The organism is Pseudomonas sp. PK-RTE-24 (genome assembly GCF_054052265.1).
On sequence record NZ_CM133224.1, the window covers coordinates 1,047,126 to 1,069,603 of the forward strand.

Below are 22,478 nucleotides of genomic sequence, written 5' to 3' on the forward strand. Positions count from 1 at the left end.
AAGGAGACCTACATGCACTTCAAGAAATTCGCCGCCGTTACCCTGCTGCTCTGCGCCCTGCCAGCGGTCAGCCAGGCCCGCGACACGGCGGTCTACCTGCCATTCGACAAAGCCGTCGCCGAAGCCACCCGCTCCGGCAAGATCGATGGCAGCGTGAAATTCTATCTGGCCGGCAACACCCCGGCCGGTAAAGTCACCGTGGTCAGCGCCGACGCCGTGACCAACAAGAAAACCAACGCCTTCAACAAGTCCGACGAAGTCGCCTGCGAATGGGTTGCCCAATCGGCAATCATCAGCCTGCACCAGGCCGCGAAAAACGCCGGCGCCAACGCCGTGACCAACATCGTCAGCTTCTACAAGCGCAACGAGCGCAAGGACGCGCAAACCTACGAATGCCACGCCGGCGCGATCATGGCGGGCGTTGCGCTGAAGGGTGATCTGGCGAAGGTTCAGTAAACGCCAGAAATGACAAAGGGCGCCGTTTGGCGCCCTTTTTATTTGCAGTGATTCAGCAGCATCTACACTCGCTGATGCAGGTCGCAGCACCGTCACCTGCCCTCGCAGTCTCTTTCACCGTCAAAGGAGATGACCATGCAAGTGAAAGCCCTGATGGCCGCTGCGCTTATCGCCCTGCTGCCAAGTGCCAGCCATGCCACCAACCTCATGTACATGCCTTTCGAAACCGTGCTGTCGGACGCCATTCGCGCCGGTCGGCTGGATGGCAGTGTGAAGTTCTACCTGATCGGCAACGGGCCGCAGGGCACTCAGCAGTTGCTGCGCCAAGGGGTGGTTAGTGATTTGAAAACCAACGGCTTCAACAAGAGCGATCAGGCTTCGTGTGAATGGGTGTTGCAGTCGAATCTGATCAAATTGCAGGCTGATGCCAAGCGGGTCGGGGCGAATGCGGTGGTCAATATCGTCAGTTACTACGACCAGCATGTGCGCAAGGATTTGAATACCTACGAGTGCCGGGCAGGAGTTTTTGTTACCCGGGTGGCTTTGAAGGGGGATTTGGTGCGGTTGCCCTGAAATCTGTGATGTTTGGGCCGACGCCTTCGCGAGCAGGCTCGCTCCCACCTTGGAATGCGTTTCCCTGTGGGAGCGAGCCTGCTCGCGAAAGCGCCAGCCGCCTTCACACCGTCAGCGGTTCAACCTTGCGCGTCAGCAGTTCGACAAATGCCTTGGCCATCGGCGATTTCTGATCTTTGCGCTGCACCAGCCACACCGCCGAAATCGCTTCGGGATCGAGCAGCGGACGGTAGACCACGCCGTCGATGCGCATGCGTTGGTAGGACGCTGGCAGCACCGATACACCCAAGCCCGCCGCCACCAGACCAATAATGGTCATCGCCTCACCAGCCTCTTGAGCGAAGTGCGGGCTGAAGCCGGCGTCACGGGCCAGGCTCAGCAGTTGTGCGTAGAGCCCGCTGCCATAGCTGCGCGGGAAAAACACGAATGGCTCCAGCGCCAGCGCCGATAGAAACAGGCCTTCATCGCTACTTTGGGCCAGTGGATGCTTGGAACTGAGCACCGCCACCAATGGCTCGCGCATCAACTCCACAACACTCAGTGAATCCGGCAATCCGAGCGGGCGCATGATGCCGACTTCGATCGACTCGTCCACCAGAGCATCGGCGACCATGGTGCTGCTCATTTCGCGCAAATTCAGATGCACCGCCGGAAAGCGCTGACGAAAGGAAAAAATCGCCTGCGGAATGGTCGAGTTGAACGGCGCCGACGAGGTGAAACCAATCTTCAACTCACCCAGCTCACCAAGTTGCGCACGCCGGGCAACATCCGCGGCCTTGTCGACCTGCGCCAGCACCAGCCGCGCCTCCTGCAGAAACAGCCTGCCCGCTTCACTCAACTCGACCCGACGATTGGTGCGCTCGAACAAGCGCGCGCCGAGCTGTTGCTCCAGCGCCTGAATCTGTTGGCTCAGCGGTGGCTGGGAGATGCCCAGCACCTGTGCGGCGCGGCCAAAATGCAGTTCTTCGGCGACGGCGATGAAGTAACGCAGATGACGCAATTCCATAGGATTTCCATTAGGTCGCTGAAGCTATCAAACAGGTCGAACAATATATTGGATAGAAACATTAGCCAGCTATATGATTTTTTCATTGCCTGCCCGGCTGTGCTTTCCGAGGTCTGAAGTGAAAACTGCTGTCGCGCCCCTTGCCCACGAAGTCCCGCCCGCTGCCGGCGACGATACCCTCGCCGAGCTGCAAGAGATCTACATCGAAAAAGGCACGCCGGCGTTCATGCGCACGGTGCTGGCGCTGTTCTGTGGCGGCTTTGCGACGTTTGCCCTGCTCTACTGCGTACAACCGATGATGCCGCTGCTGTCCCACGAATACGGGATCAACGCGGCGCAGAGCAGTCTGATCCTCTCGGTGGCGACCGGCATGTTGGCCTTCGGTCTGCTGATCACCGGGCCGATTTCCGACCGCATCGGCCGTAAACCGGTGATGGTCGCGGCATTGTTCGCTGCCGCGTTATGCACCATCGCCAGTTCGATGATGCCGAGCTGGCACGGCGTGCTGATCATGCGCGCATTGATCGGCCTGTCATTGAGCGGTCTGGCAGCGGTGGCGATGACCTATCTGAGCGAAGAAATCCATCCTCAACACATCGGCCTGGCGATGGGTTTATACATCGGCGGCAACGCGATCGGCGGGATGAGCGGACGCTTGATCACCGGCGTGCTGATCGACTTCGTCAGCTGGCACACGGCGATGCTGGTGATAGGCGGTCTGGCGCTGGTCGCAGCGGCGGTGTTCTGGAAGATCCTCCCGGAGTCGCGCAACTTCCGCGCCCGCTCGCTGCACCCGCGCAGCCTGCTCGACGGCTTCACCATGCACTTTCGCGACGCCGGTCTGCCGCTGCTGTTTCTTGAAGCGTTCGTGCTGATGGGCGCGTTTGTCACGCTGTTCAACTACATCGGCTACCGCTTGCTGGCTGCGCCGTACAACCTCGATCAGGTATTTGTCGGATTGCTCTCGGTGGTCTACCTGTCGGGGATCTACAGCTCGGCGAAGATCGGTTCGCTGGCGGACAAACTGGGGCGGCGCAAAGTGCTCTGGGCGACGATTGCGCTGATGTTCGCCGGGCTCGCGCTGACGATGTTCACGCCGCTGTTGCTGGTCATCATCGGCATGCTGGTGTTCACCTTCGGCTTCTTCGCCGCGCACTCGGTGGCGAGCAGCTGGATCGGCCGGCGCGCATTGACGGCCAAGGGTCAGGCGTCGTCGCTGTATCTGTTCAGTTATTACGCCGGATCGAGCATTGCCGGGACGGCGGGCGGGGTGTTCTGGCATCTGGGCGGGTGGAACGGGATCGGCTTGTTTATTGGCGCGTTGTTGCTGATTGCCCTGCTGGTGGCGTTGAAGCTGGCGAAGCTGCCGCCGTTGCAGGGTGTCAAAGCCTGACATAAAACCCTGTGGGAGCGAGCCTGCTCGCGAATGCACTGTGTCAGGCAACATCAGTGTTGAATGACACACCGCTTTCGCGAGCAGGCTCGCTCCCACAGTTGATTTGGGTACGACATTAGATCGTGCAAAAGAAAACGCCCGGCACTTGGCCGGGCGTTTTTTATTGGGCGCTGATCACTCGTGATACTGCGCCGACAGCTCATGCACCGCACGCAGGAATGCGCCGGCATGTTCCGGATCGACTTCCGGGGTGATGCCATGACCAAGGTTGAACACGTGGCCGCTGCCCTTGCCGTAGCTGGCCAGAATGCGCCCGACTTCAGTGCGGATCGCTTCCGGTTTGGCGTAGAGCACGGTCGGGTCCATGTTGCCTTGCAGCGCGACCTTGTCGCCGACACGGGCACGGGCGTTGCCGATGTCGCAGGTCCAGTCCAGGCCGAGGGCGTCGGCGCCGGCTTCGGCGATGCTTTCCAGCCACAGGCCGCCGTTCTTGGTGAACAGAATCACCGGCACTTTGCGTCCGTCGTTCTCGCGGATCAGGCCGCTGACGATTTTCTTCATGTAGGCCAGGGAGAATTCCTGATACGCCGCCGCCGACAGATTGCCGCCCCAGGTATCGAAGATCTGCACCGCTTGCGCACCGGCCATGATCTGGCCGTTGAGGTACGACGTCACCGACTGCGCCAGCTTGTCCAGCAACAGGTGCATGGCTTGCGGGTTGTCGTAGAGCATCGCCTTGGTCTTGCGGAAGTCTTTCGACGAGCCGCCTTCAACCATGTAAGTCGCGAGGGTCCACGGACTGCCGGAGAAACCGATCAACGGCACGCGACCGTTGAGTTCGCGACGGATGGTGCTGACCGCGTCCATGACGTAACCGAGGTCTTTGTGCGGATCCGGGATCGGCAACGCTTCGATGTCGGCCATCGTACTGACGACTTTTTTGAAGCGCGGGCCTTCACCGGTCTCGAAGTACAGACCCTGGCCCATGGCATCGGGAATGGTGAGGATGTCGGAAAACAGGATCGCCGCGTCCAGTTGCGGGTAGCGGTCGAGCGGTTGCAGGGTGACTTCGCAGGCGAACTCCGGATTCATGCACAGGCTCATGAAGTCGCCGGCATGGGCGCGGCTGGCGCGGTACTCCGGCAGGTAGCGACCGGCCTGGCGCATCATCCACACAGGGGTGACGTCAACGGGTTGCTTGAGCAGGGCGCGGAGGAAACGGTCGTTCTTCAGGGCAGTCATGTCGGCATCCGGAAAAAAAGTGCGGGCATTTTCTCAGAGCGCGAGGCAAAAGGCACGGATGTGGGTCAGCCTTTTGTCTATCGGGTCAATTTATTGCGTTGGAATGCGCTATCAGCAACACCGAGAAACAACGGTGGGAGCGAGCCTGCTCGCGAAGAGGGCTTCACATTCAACATCTCTGTTGACTGATCCACCGCTTTCGCGAGCAGGCTCGCTCCCACAAGAGTATTGCGTTTGGCTCAGGCGCCGGGGTTAGACACCCAGGTAATCGAGGATCCCTTCAGCCGCATTGCGCCCTTCGAAGATCGCCGTCACCACCAGGTCGGAACCGCGCACCATGTCGCCACCGGCGAAGATTTTCGGGTTGCTGGTCTGGTGCTTGTACTGACCTTGCTCGGGCGCAACAACGCGGCCCTGGCTGTCGGTCTGGATCTCGAACTGTTCGAACCACGATGCCGGGCTCGGACGGAAGCCGAAGGCGATGACCACGGCGTCGGCCGGGATGATCTCTTCGGAACCCGGGATCGGCTCGGGGCTGCGACGGCCACGGGCGTCCGGTTCGCCGAGACGGGTCTCGACCACTTTCACGCCTTCAACCTTGTCTTCACCGACGATGGCAATCGGCTGGCGGTTGTAGAGGAATTTCACGCCTTCTTCCTTGGCGTTCTTCACCTCTTTGCGCGAGCCGGGCATGTTCGCTTCGTCACGACGATAAGCGCAGGTCACCGACTTGGCGCCCTGACGGATCGAGGTGCGATTGCAGTCCATCGCCGTGTCGCCGCCGCCGAGCACCACAACCTTCTTGCCTTTCATGTCGACGAAATCTTCCGGCGACTTTTCAAAGCCCAGGTTGCGATTGACGTTGGCGATGAGGAAGTCCAGCGCGTCATAAACGCCTGGCAGGTCCTCACCGGCAAAGCCGCCCTTCATATAGGTGTAGGTGCCCATGCCCATGAACACCGCATCGTACTCGGCGAGCAGTTGTTCCATGGTCACGTCTTTGCCGACTTCGGTGTTGAGACGGAACTCGATGCCCATGCCGGTGAAGACTTCGCGACGATTGCTCAGCACGGTCTTTTCCAGCTTGAACTCGGGGATGCCGAAGGTCAGCAGGCCACCGATTTCCGGGTTCTTGTCGAACACCACCGGGGTTACGCCGCCACGCACCAGCACGTCGGCACAACCCAGACCCGCCGGGCCTGCGCCAATGATCGCCACGCGTTTGCCGGTCGGTTTGACCTTGGACATGTCCGGGCGCCAGCCCATGGCGAACGCGGTGTCGGTGATGTACTTCTCGACCGAACCGATGGTCACCGCGCCGAAGCCGTCGTTGAGGGTGCAGGCACCCTCGCACAGGCGATCCTGGGGGCACACCCGGCCGCAGACTTCCGGCAGGGTGTTGGTCTGGTGCGACAGCTCGGCGGCCTGAAGGATGTTGCCTTCGGCGACCAATTTGAGCCAGTTTGGAATGAAGTTGTGCACCGGGCACTTCCATTCGCAATACGGGTTGCCGCAACCCAGGCAGCGGTGGGCCTGATCGGCCGACTGCTGGGGTTTGAACGGTTCGTAGATTTCAACGAACTCTTTCTTGCGTTGACGCAACAGTTTCTTCTTCGGATCCTTGCGCCCGACATCGATGAACTGGAAGTCGTTATTCAGACGTTCAGCCATTGTTAAAACCTCATCAAACTCTTCAGGCGCATATCACTGCGGGTTGGCACGAGTGCTGGAAAGCAGGGTTTTCAAGCTGGCAGCCTTGGGCTTGACCAACCAGAAACGCCGCAAGTAATCGTCGAGGTTCTCGGCGAGTTCACGACCCCACTCGCTGTCGGTTTCGGCGACGTACTCGTTCAGCACGTTCTGCAGGTGGCTGCGATAGGCTTCCATCGCCTCGCCGCTGATCCGCTGGATTTCCACCAGTTCGTGATTGACCCGGTCAACGAAGGTGTTGTCCTGATCGAGCACGTAGGCGAAACCACCGGTCATGCCAGAACCGAAGTTGTAACCGGTCTTGCCCAGCACGCAGACGAAACCACCGGTCATGTACTCGCAGCAGTGATCGCCAGTGCCTTCCACGACGGTGTGGGCACCGGAGTTACGCACGGCGAAACGCTCGCCTGCGGTGCCGGCGGCGAACAACTTGCCGCCAGTGGCGCCGTACAGGCAGGTGTTGCCGATGATGGCGCTTTCCTGAGTTTTATAGACGCTGCCCTTCGGCGGCACGATGACCAGCTTGCCGCCGGTCATGCCTTTGCCGACGTAGTCGTTGGCGTCGCCTTCCAGGTACATGTTCAGACCGCCGGCGTTCCACACACCGAAGCTCTGCCCGGCCGTGCCTTTGAAACGGAAGGTGATCGGCGCCTTGGCCATGCCCTGGTTGCCGTGCTTGCGCGCGATTTCGCCGGAGATCCGGGCGCCGATCGAACGGTCGCAGTTGCAGATATCCAGCTCAAACTCAGCACCGCTGAGGTCGTTGATCGCCGACGAGGCCAGCTCGACCATCTTCTCCGCCAGCAGACCTTTATCGAACGGCGGGTTGCGCTCGACGCCGCAGAACTGCGGTTTGTCCGCCGGGATGTGATCGCTGCCCAGCAGCGGGGTCAGGTCCAGGTGATGTTGCTTGGCGGTCTGGCCTTCGAGGATTTCCAGCAGATCAGTGCGACCGATCAGCTCTTCGAGGGAGCGCACACCAAGCTTGGCCAGCCACTCACGGGTTTCTTCGGCGACGTAGGTGAAGAAATTCACCACCATGTCGACGGTGCCGATGTAGTGATCCTTGCGCAGCTTCTCGTTCTGCGTCGCGACGCCAGTGGCGCAGTTGTTCAGGTGGCAGATGCGCAGGTATTTGCAGCCCAGTGCGATCATCGGCGCGGTACCGAAGCCGAAGCTCTCGGCGCCGAGGATTGCCGCTTTGATCACGTCGAGGCCGGTTTTCAGGCCGCCGTCGGTCTGCACCCGGACTTTGCCGCGCAGGTCGTTGCCGCGCAGGGTCTGGTGGGTTTCAGCGAGGCCGAGTTCCCAAGGTGCGCCGGCGTATTTGATCGAAGTCAGCGGCGAAGCACCGGTGCCGCCGTCATAGCCGGAAATGGTGATCAGGTCGGCATAGGCCTTGGCCACACCGGCGGCGATGGTGCCGACGCCCGCTTCAGCTACCAGCTTCACCGAAACCAGCGCCTGCGGGTTGACCTGCTTGAGGTCAAAGATCAGTTGCGACAAGTCTTCGATCGAGTAGATATCGTGGTGCGGCGGTGGCGAAATCAGGGTCACGCCCGGCACTGCGTAACGCAGTTTGGCGATCAGCCCGTTGACCTTGCCGCCCGGCAGTTGCCCGCCCTCGCCCGGCTTGGCGCCTTGGGCGACCTTGATCTGCAGCACTTCGGCGTTGACCAGGTATTCCGGGGTTACACCGAAACGGCCGGTGGCAACCTGCTTGATTTTCGAGCTCTTGATGGTGCCGTAACGCGCCGGATCTTCGCCGCCTTCGCCGGAGTTGGAACGCGCACCGAGGCGGTTCATGGCTTCGGCCAGGGCTTCGTGAGCTTCCGGCGACAGTGCCCCCAGCGAGATACCGGCGGAATCGAAACGCTTGAGCACCGACTCCAGCGGCTCGACTTCACTGATATCCAGCGGCGTGTCGAGGGTCTTGACCTTGAACAGGTCGCGAATCATCGACACCGGACGGTTGTCCACCAGTGAGGTGTATTCCTTGAACTTGGCGTAGTCGCCCTGCTGCACAGCGGCTTGCAGGGTGTTGACCACGTCCGGGTTGTACGCGTGATATTCGCCACCGTGGACGAACTTCAGCAGACCGCCCTGCTGGATCGGCTTGCGCGGGCTCCAGGCTTCGACGGCGAGGGCTTTCTGCTCGGCTTCGATGTCGACGAAACGCGCACCCTTGATCCGGCTTGGCACACCACGGAAGCTCAGCTCGCAGACTTCTTCGGACAGGCCGATGGCCTCAAACAGCTGCGCACCACGATACGAAGCGATGGTCGAGATACCCATCTTCGACAGGATCTTGAGCAGGCCTTTAGTGATGCCTTTGCGGTAGTTCTTGAACACCTCGTAGAGGTCGCCCAGGACTTCACCGGTACGGATCAGGTCGCCCAGCACTTCGTAGGCCAGGAACGGATACACCGCCGAGGCGCCGAAACCGATCAGCACGGCGAAGTGATGCGGGTCACGGGCGGTCGCGGTTTCAACGAGGATGTTGGAATCGCAACGCAGGCCTTTTTCGGTCAGACGGTGGTGCACTGCACCGGTCGCCAGCGAAGCGTGGATCGGCAGCTTGCCCGGGGCGATATGACGGTCGCTGAGGACGATCTGGGTACGCCCGGCGCGCACGGCTTCTTCAGCCTGATCGGCAACGTTGCGGATCGCCGCTTCGAGGCCAAGGCTTTCGTCGTAGTTGAGGTCGATGATCGCCCGTTCGAAACCCGGACGGTCGAGGTTCATCAGCGAGCGCCACTTGGCCGGAGAGATCACTGGCGAGCTGAGGATCACGCGCGAGGCGTGTTCCGGCGACTCCTGGAAAATGTTGCGCTCGGCACCGAGGCAGATTTCCAGCGACATCACGATCGCTTCACGCAGCGGGTCGATCGGCGGGTTGGTCACCTGCGCGAACTGCTGACGGAAATAGTCGTACGGCGTGCGCACACGCTGGGACAGCACAGCCATCGGCGTGTCGTCGCCCATCGAGCCCACGGCTTCGTAACCTTGCTCGCCAAGCGGGCGCAGCACCTGATCACGCTCTTCGAACGTGACCTGATACATCTTCATGTACTGCTTGAGCTGGTCGACGTCGTAGAAAGCCGAACCGTGGTCGTTGTCTTCCATGGTCGCCTGAATGCGCAGGGCATTCTTGCGCAGCCATTGCTTGTACGGATGACGGGATTTAAGACGGTTGTCGATCGCATCGGTGTCGAGGATCTGCCCGGTTTCGGTATCCACGGCGAAAATCTGGCCCGGGCCGACGCGACCCTTGGCGAGCACGTCTTCAGGCTGGTAGTTCCACACGCCGATTTCCGAGGCGAGGGTGATGAAACCATTCTTGGTGGTGACCCAGCGCGCCGGACGCAGACCGTTACGGTCGAGCAGGCACACCGCGTAGCGACCATCGGTCATCACCACGCCGGCCGGGCCGTCCCACGGTTCCATGTGCATCGAGTTGTACTCGTAGAACGCACGCAGATCCGGGTCCATGGTTTCGACGTTCTGCCACGCTGGCGGAATGATCATCCGCACGCCACGGAACAGGTCGATGCCACCGGTGACCATCAGTTCGAGCATGTTGTCCATGCTCGAGGAGTCGGAACCAACACGGTTGACCAGCGGGCCGAGCTCTTCCAGATCCATCAGATCATTGGTGAACTTGGTCCGACGGGCCTGCGCCCAGTTGCGGTTACCGGTGATGGTGTTGATTTCGCCGTTGTGGGCGAGGAAGCGGAATGGCTGCGCCAGCGGCCATTTCGGCAGGGTGTTGGTAGAGAAGCGCTGGTGGAACACGCAGATCGCGGTTTGCAGGCGCTCGTCACTCAGGTCCGGATAGAACGCGGCCAGGTCGGCCGGCATCATCAGGCCTTTATAGATGATGGTCTTGTGCGAAAAGCTGCAGATGTAGTGGTCGGTGTCAGCGGCGTTGGCCACCGACGAACGGCGACGGGCGCTGAACAGCTTCACGGCCATGTCCTGATCGCTCAGGCCTTCGCCGCCGATGTAGACCTGCTCGATCTGCGGCAGGCGCTCAAGGGCCAGGCGGCCGAGGACGCTGGTGTCGATCGGCACTTGGCGCCAGCCGATCAGTTGCAGGCCTTCGGCGAGGATCTCGCGGTTCATGTTCTCGCGAGCGGCTTCGGCCTTGGCCGGATCCTGATTGAAGAACACCATGCCCACGGCATATTGCTTGGGCATTTCGACGCCGAAGCTTTCCTGGGCAATGGCTCGCAGGAAGGCGTCGGGTTTTTGAATCAGCAGACCGCAACCGTCACCGGTCTTGCCGTCGGCATTAATCCCACCGCGGTGGGTCATGCAGGTCAGGGCCTCAATGGCCGTTTGCAAAAGGGTATGACTGGGCTCGCCCTGCATATGAGCTATCAGGCCGAAACCGCAGTTATCCTTGAATTCATCTGGTTGGTACAGACCTGCTTTCATAGACACTTTCTCACCAGGCTGCCTCTATTCGAGGCAAATTTCTTTTCAATTCAACCACTTGCGTTCCGCGCCGAACGTACGCCGGCTTAGCGGGGGCAAAAGGGTGGTCATTGTACACAGCGACACAGAGGCTCACAAATTTGACGACGAACTGTCGCAAATTCATGTCGCATTTGTGAAAGGTTTAAAGCGATCTGCTGTGCTAGTCAAAACTTTTTTAATTTTGACCGCAACGACTCAAAGACTACTGTGACGCAGACACCACAAGGCACGCGACCGCAGGGACGGTTGGCGCTTGCTGGCGAACCGCGTTGCACGCCAACGTGTGCGAGGCAAGGCGCGGGATGCTGCCAATGGTTGTTCCCTTGGCAAATCCCGCAACGCAGCCTCGCACACGTTGGCGCGCAACCCGAAGGGACGCGCCCCATTTTTCGCTGGGCAGCGTTGCTCGGAACTTATTTGGAAAAACCAAACTGCGTTCCTCGCGCCTTGCCCAGCAAAAAATGGGGCGGCGTCGCGGTCGTCAGCAAGCGCCAACCGTCCCTAGAGGCGGCGCGCACTCGTAGAAATTTTGAGGTGCTTGGAGAGGCGGCCTGGGTAAGGCCGCCGAATCTTCAGCGAGTTGTTGCCAGTTCCTGTTGGACGCTGGCGACAGTGCGAGGCCAAGGTTTACCAGCCTGAACCTTCGCTGGCAAGGCCTTGATGGCAGAAACGGCCGCATCACGATTGGCAAAGTTGCCATAGGTGATCACGTAAAGCGGCTTGCCGTTGAGGACTTTCTTGAAATAACGGTACTCGCCGCCCTGCTCCTTGACGAAGTTCTGCGCAGCGGTTTCCGAGCTGGTACCGAGGATCTGTACGACATAGTTGCTGGTCGGCTGACCGGCGTACCAGCTGCCACCGGCGGCTTTGGCAACCGTGACCGGCTTGTCGGCAGGCTTGGCCGGAGCAGGGGTCGGTTTCGCGGCGGGCGCTGGCGTGGCCGGAGCGGGCTTGGCCGTGGCGATCTGCGTCGGTGCCGGGGTTGGTGCCGGTGTTGGTGCCGGTTTGGCGGCAGGGGTCGGAGCCGGTGTCGGCGCAGGACCGGCCGGAACGCCCGCAGGCGGTGCAGAGGTGGTTACGGTCGGCGGCGTATCGCTGGAGCCTTCCAGTGGCACGCCGTCGTCGCCTTCGGTAATGCCACCGGCGGCCTCGGCCAGCGGGCCACGCATGACCGGCTGCGAGTTGCCGACCAATGGCAGCGGCATCGGCTGGGTGTTGCCGGCGAATTCGACGGACGGGTTGGCGCCGTTCGCTGCGCCCTGACCCAATGGCAGTTGCGCCTGTTCGTTGGCCGGAGCACCGGTGGTCGGTGCCTTGCTGCGACCCGGCATCAGCCAGGCGGCGGCAACCGCGACCACAACGACGGCGGAAATCGCCAATACGTGTTTCTTCGGCATGTTGAACCCCATACTTGGACGCTTGACCGCAGAGCGGCTGGCAATCATGACTTCGATCAGTGCATCGCGAGCGACCTGGTTGATGTTGCCCGGCCAGCCCTCGGAGCTTTCGTGAATATCAGAGATCTGATCTGCGGTGAAAAGTTCGACACCCCGGCCCGCGCCTTCCAGCCGCTGGTCGAGATATTCGCGGGTCTCTTCTTCGGTGTACGGCTGCAATTCGATGACATGGAAACGCTCTTCTTCGAGCTGCAACGCCTCGAGCTGAGCGATCAGCGACGACTCGCCGAACAGGAACACATGCGGACGACCTTCCGGCGTGCCGGCGCCGAGCGCCATCAATGCTTCCAGCGCGGACTCGTCGAGCTGCTCGGCATCGTCCACCAGCAGATAGACTTCCTGCCCGGTCAGACCCAGTTGCACCACCTGCTCGAGAATCGCGCCGACTTCGGCCTGAGCGACATCCAGCGCCTGCGCCACCTGGCGCAGCACGCCGGCCGCATCACCGGCGCCACGGGCGGAAACCACCACGCTCTGCACCGATTGCTTATTGGTGCTGGCCACCAGCGCCTGCCGCAGCAGGGTCTTGCCGCTGCCTTGCGGGCCGGTGACCACCAGCAGCAACTGGCTGTAACGCGCCAGGTGATGCAGTTGACCCAGCACCGGTTTGCGCTGGGCCGGGAAGAATTTGAAGCCCGGCACCCGTGGCGCGAACGGGTCGTGACTTAACTGGAAATGGCCGAGAAACGCCTCGTCGGCATGCAAACTAGTCATCGGAATCGTTTTAACCTTTAAGCTGAGCCAGGGCGCGGTAATCCGCTCCCAGCGTGGCCTGTAGAACCTCTTTCGGATAATCGTCGGTCACTACCGCTTCGCCCATCCGGCGCAGCAGCACCAGGCGCAGACGACCGTCGATCACTTTTTTATCAATTGCCATGTGTTGGAGAAAATCGGCTTCGCTCATCTCTTCAGGCGGAATGACCGGCAGACCGGCCCGCTGGAACAGACGAATGCCGCGATCACGCTCCTGTTCGCTGATCCAGCCCAGGCGCGCGGACATTTCCAGCGCCATCACCGTGCCCGCCGCGACCGCCTCGCCATGCAGCCAGACACCATAGCCCATGTGGGTTTCGATGGCGTGGCCGAAGGTGTGGCCGAGGTTGAGCGTGGCGCGTACGCCGGTTTCCTTCTCATCGGCACCGACCACCGCAGCCTTGGCCGCGCAGGAACGCTCGATCGCATAGGTCAGCGCGGTTTGATCCAGCGCGCGCAGGGCGTCGACGTTTTCTTCGAGCCAGGTCAGGAACGGCTCGTCGCAGATCAGGCCGTACTTGATGACTTCCGCCAGGCCCGCCGACAGCTCGCGCTGCGGCAGGGTTTTCAGCGATGCGGTATCGATCAGCACCACGTTCGGCTGATAGAACGCGCCGACCATGTTCTTGCCCAGCGGATGGTTGATGCCGGTCTTGCCGCCGACCGAGGAATCGACCTGCGACAACAGCGTGGTCGGAATCTGGATGAAATCGACACCGCGCTGATAACAGGCGGCAGCGAAACCGGCCATGTCGCCGATCACCCCGCCGCCCAAGGCGATCACGGTGGTGCGGCGGTCATGACGGGCGGTCAGCAGACCGTCGAAAATCAGTTGCAGGGTTTCCCAGTTCTTGAAGGCTTCGCCATCAGGCAACACCACTGAGATAACCGAAAACTGCGCAAGGCTGCGGGTCAGACGTTCGAGATAGAGCGGCGCGACGGTTTCGTTGGAGATGATTGCCACCTGCCGCCCGTGGATATGCGGCGCCAGCAGTTCCGGCTGATCCAACAGACCTTCGCCAATATGAATCGGGTAGCTGCGCTCGCCTAGATCGACCTTGAGTGTCTGCATGTGTCCCCACAGTGAAGATGGAAGCAGGCATCCTGCCCTGAAATTATTGGTGTTCTGCGGCTCGTAGCGGTATGACGCCGCTCGCCCGGCAACCGCCACACCCTCGGCGGGCGCTGACAGGACGCCGAGGATAGCGCATTTCGGGCGATGCTTTAACGGGGTGGCAACTGCGCGAGACGGTCGAGAATGTCGAGCACCACCATGCGTGGCGGCCGCTCGTCGGTTTCCACCACCAGATCGGCAATTTCCCGATAAAGCGGATCACGGATCTCGAGCAGGTCGCGCAGGGTTTTCGCCGGATCGGCGGTACGCAGCAGCGGCCGATTGCGGTCGCGGGAGGTGCGGCCGACCTGCTGCTCGACGGAGGCGTGCAGATACACCACGCGCCCGCCTTCATGCAGGGCCTTGCGATTGGCATCACGCATCACCGCGCCGCCGCCGGTCGCCAGCACCACGCCATCGAACGCGCACAGCTCGGCGATCATCGCCTGCTCACGGTCACGAAAGCCGGGCTCGCCTTCCTTGTCGAAGATCCATGGGATATTGGCACCCGTGCGCAGCTCAATTTCCTTGTCGGAATCCTTGAACGGCAGGCGCAGCTCTTTGGCCAGCAATCGGCCGATGGTGCTTTTGCCAGCACCCATCGGTCCTACAAGTATCAAATTTCGCACAGAATCAACGACTCACAGCAATCGCCTGGTTATTCATGATACGCGGAGTGAGAAATACCAGCAGCTCGGATTTTTTCTCCGAAACCACATCACGCCGGAAAAGGCGGCCAAGATACGGCACATCGCCAAGAAATGGCACCTTATCTACGACCTTGCTCTGAGTATTTGAAAAAACACCGCCGATTACGATGGTCTCGCCGTCATTTACCAGCACTTTGGCGTTGACCTCGTTTTTCTTGATCGGCGGCACATCCTGCACTTTGTTCAGGTAGTCCGGCTCATCCTTGGTGACCTTGACCTCCATGATGATGCGGTTGTCCGGGGTGATCTGCGGGGTGACTTCCAGTGACAGCGAAGCCTCCTTGAACGACACCGAGGTCGCGCCGCTGGAGCTCGCCTCCTGATAGGGAATCTCGGTGCCTTTGAGGATCTTCGCGGTTTCCTTGTCCGAGGTGACCACCTTCGGCTGTGAGACGATTTCGCCGTTGCCGGTTTTTTCCATCGCCGTCAGTTCGAGATCCAGCAGTACGTTGTCGGTGATGAAAGCAATGCCGATCCCCGAAGTGTTATTGACCGTGCCCATGTCGACGAACGGCGAGTTGGTGCCGGTGCTGCCCGGCGTACCGATAGTGCTCGACGAACCGTTGACCCCGGAGGCGTTCCAGTTGCCCTTGTTCTGCACCGAACCGCCCCAGCGCACGCCCAGGCTCTTGTCGTAATCGACGTTGGCCTCAACGATGCGCGCCTCGATCATCACCTGGCGTACCGGAATATCCAGCTGCGCGACGATCCGCCGGAGTTCGTCGAGGCGATCCTGGGTCTGGTAGGCAATGATGTTGTTGGTTCGCTCATCGACGGTAATCGAACCGCGCTCGTCGACCTTGGCCTCGGCACTGGTCACCGACTGGAACAGCTTGGCAATGTCCGCTGCCTTGGCGTAATTGACTTGCAGCAGCTCACGACGCAGGGGCGCCAGCTCGGCGATCTGCTTCTGCGATTCCAGTTCCTGACGCTCGCGAGCGGCAATTTCATCGGCCGGCGCGACCAGCAGCACGTTGCCGATCTTGCGCTTGTCCAGCCCCTTGGTTTTCAGCACCAGATCCAGTGCCTGATCCCACGGCACGTTTTGCAGGCGCAACGTGATGCCGCCCTGCACCGTGTCGCTCGCCACCAGGTTGAGATTGGTGAAGTCCGCGATCAGTTGCAGCACCGAGCGCACGTCGATGTCCTGAAAATTCAGCGAGAGCTTGTCGCCGACATAGGCCTGACGGTCGGCGTTGCGCTTTTGCAGGTCGTCGATGCTCATCGGACGAACGCTCACGGTGAGCTTGTTGTCGGTCTGGAATGTGGAATAGTCGAAGGTGCCGCTGGGCTCGACACTGATCACCGTACGATCGCCGGTGAGCGCTGCGTTGACGAACTGCACCGGGGTGGCGAAGTCCTTGACGTCGAGGCGCACGCGCAGTTTTTCCGGCAGTTGCGTACGGGCGAAGCTGAGGATGATCTTGCCGTCGTGCTCCTGGATATCCGGGGCGATGGTCGGATCAGAGAGATCGATGACCACATTGCCCTCGCCCTCGGTGCCGCGCTGGAAATCGACGCCGCGAATCGCCCTGCTGCGTTGCGCGGCTGGTCTGGCAGGTGCCGCAGCGGCCGTGGCGGCCGTGGCGGCACGCGGTGCAACGGCAGCCGGGCGCGGCGCAGTCGCGGAAGCGCCCTGACCGACCACCACAAACAGATTATTGCCCTCGACCCGCGTGCTGTAAGGCGCCAACTGCGTCAGGCTGACAATCAGCCGCGTGCGATCCTTGGCTTCGGCCACCGTGGCCGTGCGCGCGTTGCCGCTGCCCAGATCAAGATTCTTGTTGGCCATCTGGCTGGTCACGCCCGGCAGATCCAGTGCAATGCGTGCCGGTGACTCGGTTGTGTAGCCCTTGGGCTGTGGTGGCGGGCCGTCGAACGACAGCTTCAGTTCGACGCGGTCACCCGGCAGCGCGGCAACATCCAGCGCTTTCAGACTGGCCGCCATTACCATCGGTGACACCAGCGCTATCCATAGCGAAAAACCGAGGGTGGAGAAAATCCTGTTCATTATTCGACTTCCACTATGAGTGCTCTTTCAAAGGAATGGTGCGCGGCCGCTCCAGCCAGGCGCCGGCGCCGTCGGGCACGATCTCGACGACATCGACCTGGGTAGGGCTGATGGCGACGATGCGGCCGTCGTTGCGGCCCAGGTAGTCTCCGACCTTGAGACGATGCACCCCGCCTGCGCCGCGCAACAGCGCAAACGAGCCCGAGGCATTGGCAATCGTGCCGACCATTTCGAACTGCTCGATATTGAACCCTTCAAGGTATTGCTTGACCCGATTGGGGTCGGGTTTGACGTTGCGCGAACCGTGTTTCTGCCCGGCCAGATCGACCCGCGCCTGCCGCGAAAACGGGCTGCGCAGGTTGGCGGCGCTGTAAGTGAATGTGGGGTAAGACCGGAATGTCGGCGTTGGTTCAATCCTGCCCGCCGGACGCAGGCGCACTTCGTTGAGGTACGCGTCGAGGTCGCTGAAGTCATCGCCGCCACCGCAGCCGCTTAACGCCAGCATCATGGGCAGGACGAGATAACGAATCGGGGTCATTTCTCCAGCCCCTTGTCGTTATAGCGGTACGTCTTGGCAAGAATGCTCATGCGCAGCTTCGTCCCGCCCTCGGGATTGGCTGGCGCCAGTTCGAAATCGTGCAGAGTGACAATTCGTGGCAGCCCGGCGACGCCGCTGACGAAGGTCGCGAGGTCGTGATAGGCGCCTGTCACGGTGATCTGGATCGGCAGCTCGATGTAGAACGGCTGGGTCACTTCCGGCAGCAGCTTGATCTCTTCGAATTCCAGGCCGCTGCCCAGACCGGTGCGAGTGATGTCTTCGAGCAGGCCCGGCACTTCGGTGTCGCTGGGCAATTGCCGCAGCAGCACGCCGAAGGTGTTTTCCATTTCCTTCATTTGCTGGGTATACAGCTCAAGGTTCGCCGACAGCCGCGCCTTGCTGGCGAATTGTTCCTTGAGGGTGGTTTCCTCTTCGCGCTTGAGGTCGAGCTGATTTTCCATATCGCTGATAAAGAAGTAATAGCCAAGCGCGAGGATCAACACCATCACCAGCGCACCGCACAGGGTTTTTACCGCCGGGGGCCAGGAGCCGATGTTGCTGGTGTCGAGGTCGTTGAAATCGATATTGCGCAGGCTTTGCAGCCATTCGGAGGCGTTCATTGCTCGTCCTCCACAACCTTGGGCTGGGTCTGACGAACGGTCAGCTGGAAGACGTTGGCCTGTTCGACCTGATCGGCGCTGGTGGCCTTGACCTCATTCAGGCTTGGCGCGTCGAACCAGTCGGACGCGTCGAGATTGCGCATCAGCTCGGAGACCCGGTTGTTCGACTCCGCCGCGCCACTGATGGACAGGGTCTTGCCGGCCATTTTCACATCGGTGAAATACACGCCGTCCGGCAGGGTACGCGCCAGTTGGTCGAAGACCCGCCCGCTGATCTGCCGATTGCCCTGCAGGTCCTGGATGATGCGCATGCGCTCGACCAGTTGCTGGCGGCGCGCCTTGAGTTCGCTGATCTGTTTGATGCGTTCGTCGACCACGGCAATCTGTTTGCCGATGTAATCGTTGCGCGCCATCTGCCGCTCGATCGCTGCGGTGATGATCTGGTCGGCAATCAGCACCGCGCCGATCGAGCCGGCCAGCACGCCGATAAGTACCAGCAGAAAGCGTTTGCGCCGTTCTTCGCGGCGTTCCTCGCGCCAGGGGAGAAGGTTGATCCGCGCCATCAGTCGAAACTCCTGAGCGCGAGCCCGCAGGCAATCATCAAGGCTGGCGCGTCGCTGGCCAGCGCTCCTGCGTTGACCTTGCTGCCCAAGGCCATGTCGGCGAATGGGTTGGCGACCTGCGTCGGCGTGTCCAGCCGCTGTTCGATCAGACGGTCCAGGCCGGGCACCGAGGCGGTGCCGCCGGCCAACAGGATATGGTCGACCGCGTTGTACTGCCCGGAGGCGAAGAAGAACTGCAGCGAACGCGAGACTTGCTGCACCAGCGCCTCGCGAAATGGCTGCAAGACCTCGCTGACGTAATCGTCAGGCAGCCCGCCCTGTTTTTTCGCCAGGCCCGCCTGTTCGACCGTGAGGCCGTAGCGGCGCTGGATCTCTTCGGTGAGCTGGCGTCCGCCGAACAATTGCTCTCGGGTATAGATGATCTTGCCGTTGTGCAGGACGCTGAGAGTGGTCATGGTCGCACCGATGTCGACCACCGCCACGGTCAGGCGCTCCTGGGAGGCCGCCAGATGCGTCGCCAGCAGACCGAACGAGCGCTCGAGGGCGTAGGCCTCGACGTCCACCACCCGCGCGGTCAGGCCGGCGAGCGCCAGCGCCGCTTCACGCACCTCGACGTTTTCCTTGCGACAGGCGGCAAGCAGCACGTTGACCCGTTCCGGGTTGCGCGGCGAGACGCCCTGGACTTCAAAATCGATGGCGACTTCGTCCAGCGGATAGGGAATGTATTGGTCGGCCTCGATCTTGAGCTGGTTTTCCAGTTCGTCGTCAGACAGCCCGGCGTCCATCTCGATGACCTTGGTGATCACCGCAGAACCGGCCACCGCCACCGCCACGCTCTTGACCCCGGTTCGCGCTTTCACCAGCAACCGGCTCAGCGCCTGGCCGACGCCTTCGAGGTCGGCGATGTTCTTTTCGACCACGGCGTTCGCCGGCAACGGCTCCACCGCATAGGCCTCGACCCGGTAGCGCTCGCCCTGACGGCTCAGTTCCAGCAGCTTCACCGACGTGGAGCTGATGTCGATCCCCAGTAACGCATTGGTCTTTTTATTGAAGAGTCCCAGCACTACCAATTCCCTATGACTTTCCGTGAGTTACGGACTCTGTAATACGCATTGCGTTCCTTCACCCCCGTCTTGACAGAAGCGCCAATGACGCCCCCGACGGAAAAGTGCTTATAATGCCCAGCGATTTTTTCCGCTTTTTACTGCCAGCGCGGATGGCTCTGTGTGTAACCGCAGCCCCGTGCCAAATTCATTCTTTGCCCTGGATGTCCAAAAGCCTTGATTCGTCTGCTGAAATTTTTCGGTTGGTCCATCGTCGCCGTTTTCTGCGGACTGCTCTTAGGTCTCAGCGGCGCCTTTCTTTACCTTAGTCCGGGTTTGCCGTCTGTGGAGGCGCTGAGAAGCATTCAGTTGCAGATTCCTCTGCGCGTCTACAGCAGCGACAACAAGTTGATCGCAGAATTTGGCGAAATGCGCCGTACACCGATTCGTTTCGCCGACATTCCGCCCAACTTCATCAATGCGTTACTAAGTGCTGAAGACGACAATTTTGCCAACCACTATGGCGTCGACCCGAGCAGCCTGATGCGCGCGGCGACGCAACTGGTCAAGAGCGGACATATTCAGTCCGGCGGCAGCACCATCACCATGCAGGTGGCGAAGAACTTCTTCCTCACCAGCGAGCGCAGCTTCTCGCGTAAAACCACAGAAATTCTCCTCGCCTTGCAGATCGAGCGACAGCTGACCAAGGACGAGATTCTTGAGCTGTACGTCAACAAGATCTACCTGGGCAACCGCGCCTACGGCATCGAGGCGGCGGCGCAGGTGTATTACGGCAAATCGATCCGTGACATCAGCCTGGCGCAGATGGCGATGATCGCCGGCCTGCCGAAAGCACCGTCGCGTTTCAATCCGCTGGCCAACCCGGCGCGCAGTAAAGAACGCCGCGACTGGATCCTCGGGCGCATGTACAAGCTGGGCAAGATCAGCGAAGCCGACTACACCGCGGCGATCAACGAGCCATTGAACGCCAGCTATCACGTACCGACCCCGGAAGTGAACGCACCGTACATCGCCGAAATGGCCCGTGCCGAAATGGTCGGTCGTTATGGCAGCGAGGCCTACACCGAAGGTTTCCGTGTCACCACCACAGTGCCGAGCAATCTGCAGGAAATGGCCAACACCGCGCTGCACGAAGGCTTGATGACCTACGACCAGCGCCACGGCTACCGTGGCCCCGAGTCGCGCCTGCCGGGCAAGACCCGCGAAGCGTGGGCCAGCGAACTGACCAAGCAGCGCACCATCAGCAGCCTCGAACCTGCGATCGTTACCCAAGTCGATAAAACCGGCCTGCAAGTGTTGACCCGCACCGGAGAAGAGCACGTAGCCTGGGACACGATGAAATGGGCGCGACCGTTCCTCAACACCAACAGCATGGGCGCCAACCCGCGCCAGCCGTCGGATGTGGCGCAGGTCGGTGATCTGATCCGCGTGCAGCGCCAGACGGACAATTCGCTGAAATTCAGCCAGATTCCCCAGGCTCAGGGCGCACTGGTGTCGCTGGATCCGCAGAACGGTGCGATCCGTTCGCTGGTGGGTGGCTTCGCCTTCGAGCAGAGCAACTACAACCGTGCCATGCAGGCCAAGCGTCAGCCGGGTTCGAGCTTCAAGCCATTCGTTTACAGCGCCGCGCTGGATAACGGCTACACCGCTGCCAGCCTGGTCAACGATGCGCCGATCGTGTTCGTCGACGAGTACCTGGACAAGGTCTGGCGACCGAAGAACGACACCAACACCTTCCTCGGCCCGATCCGCCTGCGTGAAGCGCTGTACAAGTCGCGCAACCTGGTGTCGATCCGCCTGCTGCAGGCCATGGGCGTGGGCAAGACCATCGACTACATCACTCGCTTCGGCTTTAACAAGCAGGACCTGCCGCCGAACCTGTCGCTGGCACTCGGCACCGCAACGCTGACGCCGATGGAAATCGCCACTGGCTGGAGCACCTTTGCCAACGGTGGCTACAAGATCACTCCGTATATCATCGACAAGATCGAAAGCCGTAACGGCGACACGCTGTTCGTCGCCAACCCGCCGACCGTGCCACAGGGTGGTTCGGCGACCGACGGTATCGCTGCGCCAGCCACCGAGTCGTTCACGGTCAACGCCACACCGGTTGCCGGTGAAGCGCCCGGCAATCCGGCAGTGCCGCAAGCGCCGGCCGTGGCCGAGCGGATTGTCGATGGACGCACCACCTACATCCTCAACAGCATGCTGCAGGACGTAATCAAACTCGGCACCGGCCGCCGTGCACTGGCCATGGGCCGCAGCGACATCGCCGGCAAAACCGGTACCACCAACGAATCGAAAGATGCCTGGTTCTCCGGTTACAACGCTGATTACGTAACCACCGTGTGGACCGGTTTCGACCAGCCGGAAAGCCTCGGGCGCCGTGAGTTCGGTGGCACCGTGGCGCTGCCGATCTGGATGAATTACATGTCGGCCGCGCTGAAAGACAAGCCGCCGCATGTGCAGCCTGAGCCAGAAGGTCTGCTCAGCCTGCGGGTGGATCCGGTCAGCGGCCGTGCAGCAACACCGAGCACAGCGGGCGCATACTTCGAACTGTTCAAGGCCGAAGACACGCCGCCATCGGTGAACGAGCTGGGCAACGGCGCAGTGCCAGGCAGCCCGCTGCCGGCGGATGAGCAGGCGCCGATCGATTTGTTCTGATCCTGATGCCGCAAAAAGGCCCCGTCTTCGTGAGAAGTGCGGGGCTTTTTATTACCCGAAGATCAAAAGCCCCTCACCCTAACCCTCTCCCAGAGGGAGAGGGGACTTACCGAGTTGTC

Annotated in this window: 16 protein-coding genes; 4 read left to right on the forward strand and 12 right to left on the reverse strand. The window is 61.0% G+C overall.

Annotated features, from left to right (window positions below; translation table 11 throughout):
* Positions 1-12 precede the first annotated feature (12 nt).
* Positions 13-456, forward strand: a complete 444-nt coding sequence (locus ACV8MC_RS04580) for an excinuclease (RefSeq protein WP_095181023.1) — start codon at positions 13-15, stop codon at positions 454-456.
* Between the two features lie 135 nt (positions 457-591).
* The gene (locus ACV8MC_RS04585) at positions 592-1,029 is read left to right on the forward strand and encodes a hypothetical protein (RefSeq protein ID WP_024011278.1); all 438 of its coding nucleotides are present in this window, start codon (positions 592-594) and stop codon (positions 1,027-1,029) included.
* A gap of 103 nt (positions 1,030-1,132) precedes the next feature.
* Here the strand turns inward: ACV8MC_RS04585 and ACV8MC_RS04590 are convergent, their stop codons facing one another.
* Positions 1,133-2,035 (reverse strand): LysR family transcriptional regulator, encoded by a 903-nt coding sequence (locus ACV8MC_RS04590; protein WP_076565243.1) that lies wholly within the window; start codon positions 2,033-2,035, stop codon positions 1,133-1,135.
* Between the two features lie 118 nt (positions 2,036-2,153).
* On the opposite strand from ACV8MC_RS04590, the gene ACV8MC_RS04595 reads away from it, so the two are divergent.
* A complete protein-coding gene (locus tag ACV8MC_RS04595; protein ID WP_095181025.1) occupies positions 2,154-3,428 on the forward strand; it encodes an MFS transporter in 1,275 nt (424 codons plus the stop codon).
* A 177-nt stretch (positions 3,429-3,605) separates the two neighbouring features.
* Here the strand turns inward: ACV8MC_RS04595 and hemE are convergent, their stop codons facing one another.
* From hemE to ACV8MC_RS04650, 11 genes are all read right to left on the reverse strand, one after another.
* Positions 3,606-4,673: a uroporphyrinogen decarboxylase gene (hemE, locus tag ACV8MC_RS04600; protein ID WP_122747980.1), complete on the reverse strand. Its 1,068-nt coding sequence runs from the start codon at positions 4,671-4,673 to the stop codon at positions 3,606-3,608.
* A gap of 252 nt (positions 4,674-4,925) precedes the next feature.
* A complete protein-coding gene (locus ACV8MC_RS04605; RefSeq protein WP_457264603.1) occupies positions 4,926-6,344 on the reverse strand; it encodes an FAD-dependent oxidoreductase in 1,419 nt (472 codons plus the stop codon).
* Between the two features lie 33 nt (positions 6,345-6,377).
* The gene (gltB, locus tag ACV8MC_RS04610; protein WP_252877287.1) at positions 6,378-10,823 is read right to left on the reverse strand and encodes a glutamate synthase large subunit; all 4,446 of its coding nucleotides are present in this window, start codon (positions 10,821-10,823) and stop codon (positions 6,378-6,380) included.
* A 614-nt stretch (positions 10,824-11,437) separates the two neighbouring features.
* Entirely contained in the window at positions 11,438-13,036 is a 1,599-nt protein-coding gene (locus ACV8MC_RS04615; RefSeq protein WP_457264605.1) for an AAA family ATPase, read from the reverse strand.
* Between the two features lie 10 nt (positions 13,037-13,046).
* On the reverse strand, positions 13,047-14,147 hold the full coding sequence (gene aroB, locus ACV8MC_RS04620; protein ID WP_041477573.1) for a 3-dehydroquinate synthase: 1,101 nt from the start codon (positions 14,145-14,147) through the stop codon (positions 13,047-13,049).
* Positions 14,148-14,299: 152 nt separating this feature from the next.
* Positions 14,300-14,818, reverse strand: coding sequence for a shikimate kinase AroK (gene aroK, locus ACV8MC_RS04625; RefSeq protein WP_024011270.1), 519 nt, complete (start codon positions 14,816-14,818; stop codon positions 14,300-14,302).
* Positions 14,819-14,822: 4 nt separating this feature from the next.
* A complete protein-coding gene (gene pilQ, locus ACV8MC_RS04630; protein WP_056787342.1) occupies positions 14,823-16,910 on the reverse strand; it encodes a type IV pilus secretin PilQ in 2,088 nt (695 codons plus the stop codon).
* Between the two features lie 13 nt (positions 16,911-16,923).
* Entirely contained in the window at positions 16,924-17,448 is a 525-nt protein-coding gene (locus tag ACV8MC_RS04635) for a pilus assembly protein PilP (protein ID WP_041477571.1), read from the reverse strand.
* A complete protein-coding gene (gene pilO / locus ACV8MC_RS04640; protein ID WP_041477570.1) occupies positions 17,445-18,068 on the reverse strand; it encodes a type 4a pilus biogenesis protein PilO in 624 nt (207 codons plus the stop codon). Before pilO ends, ACV8MC_RS04635 begins: the two co-directional genes overlap by 4 nt.
* Positions 18,065-18,631: a PilN domain-containing protein gene (locus ACV8MC_RS04645; protein ID WP_056787334.1), complete on the reverse strand. Its 567-nt coding sequence runs from the start codon at positions 18,629-18,631 to the stop codon at positions 18,065-18,067. Before ACV8MC_RS04645 ends, pilO begins: the two co-directional genes overlap by 4 nt.
* Entirely contained in the window at positions 18,631-19,695 is a 1,065-nt protein-coding gene (locus ACV8MC_RS04650) for a pilus assembly protein PilM (RefSeq protein ID WP_252883035.1), read from the reverse strand. Before ACV8MC_RS04650 ends, ACV8MC_RS04645 begins: the two co-directional genes overlap by 1 nt.
* A 219-nt stretch (positions 19,696-19,914) precedes the next feature.
* On the opposite strand from ACV8MC_RS04650, the gene ACV8MC_RS04655 reads away from it, so the two are divergent.
* Positions 19,915-22,359 (forward strand): penicillin-binding protein 1A, encoded by a 2,445-nt coding sequence (locus ACV8MC_RS04655; RefSeq protein ID WP_457265527.1) that lies wholly within the window; start codon positions 19,915-19,917, stop codon positions 22,357-22,359.
* Positions 22,360-22,478: the final 119 nt, after the last annotated feature.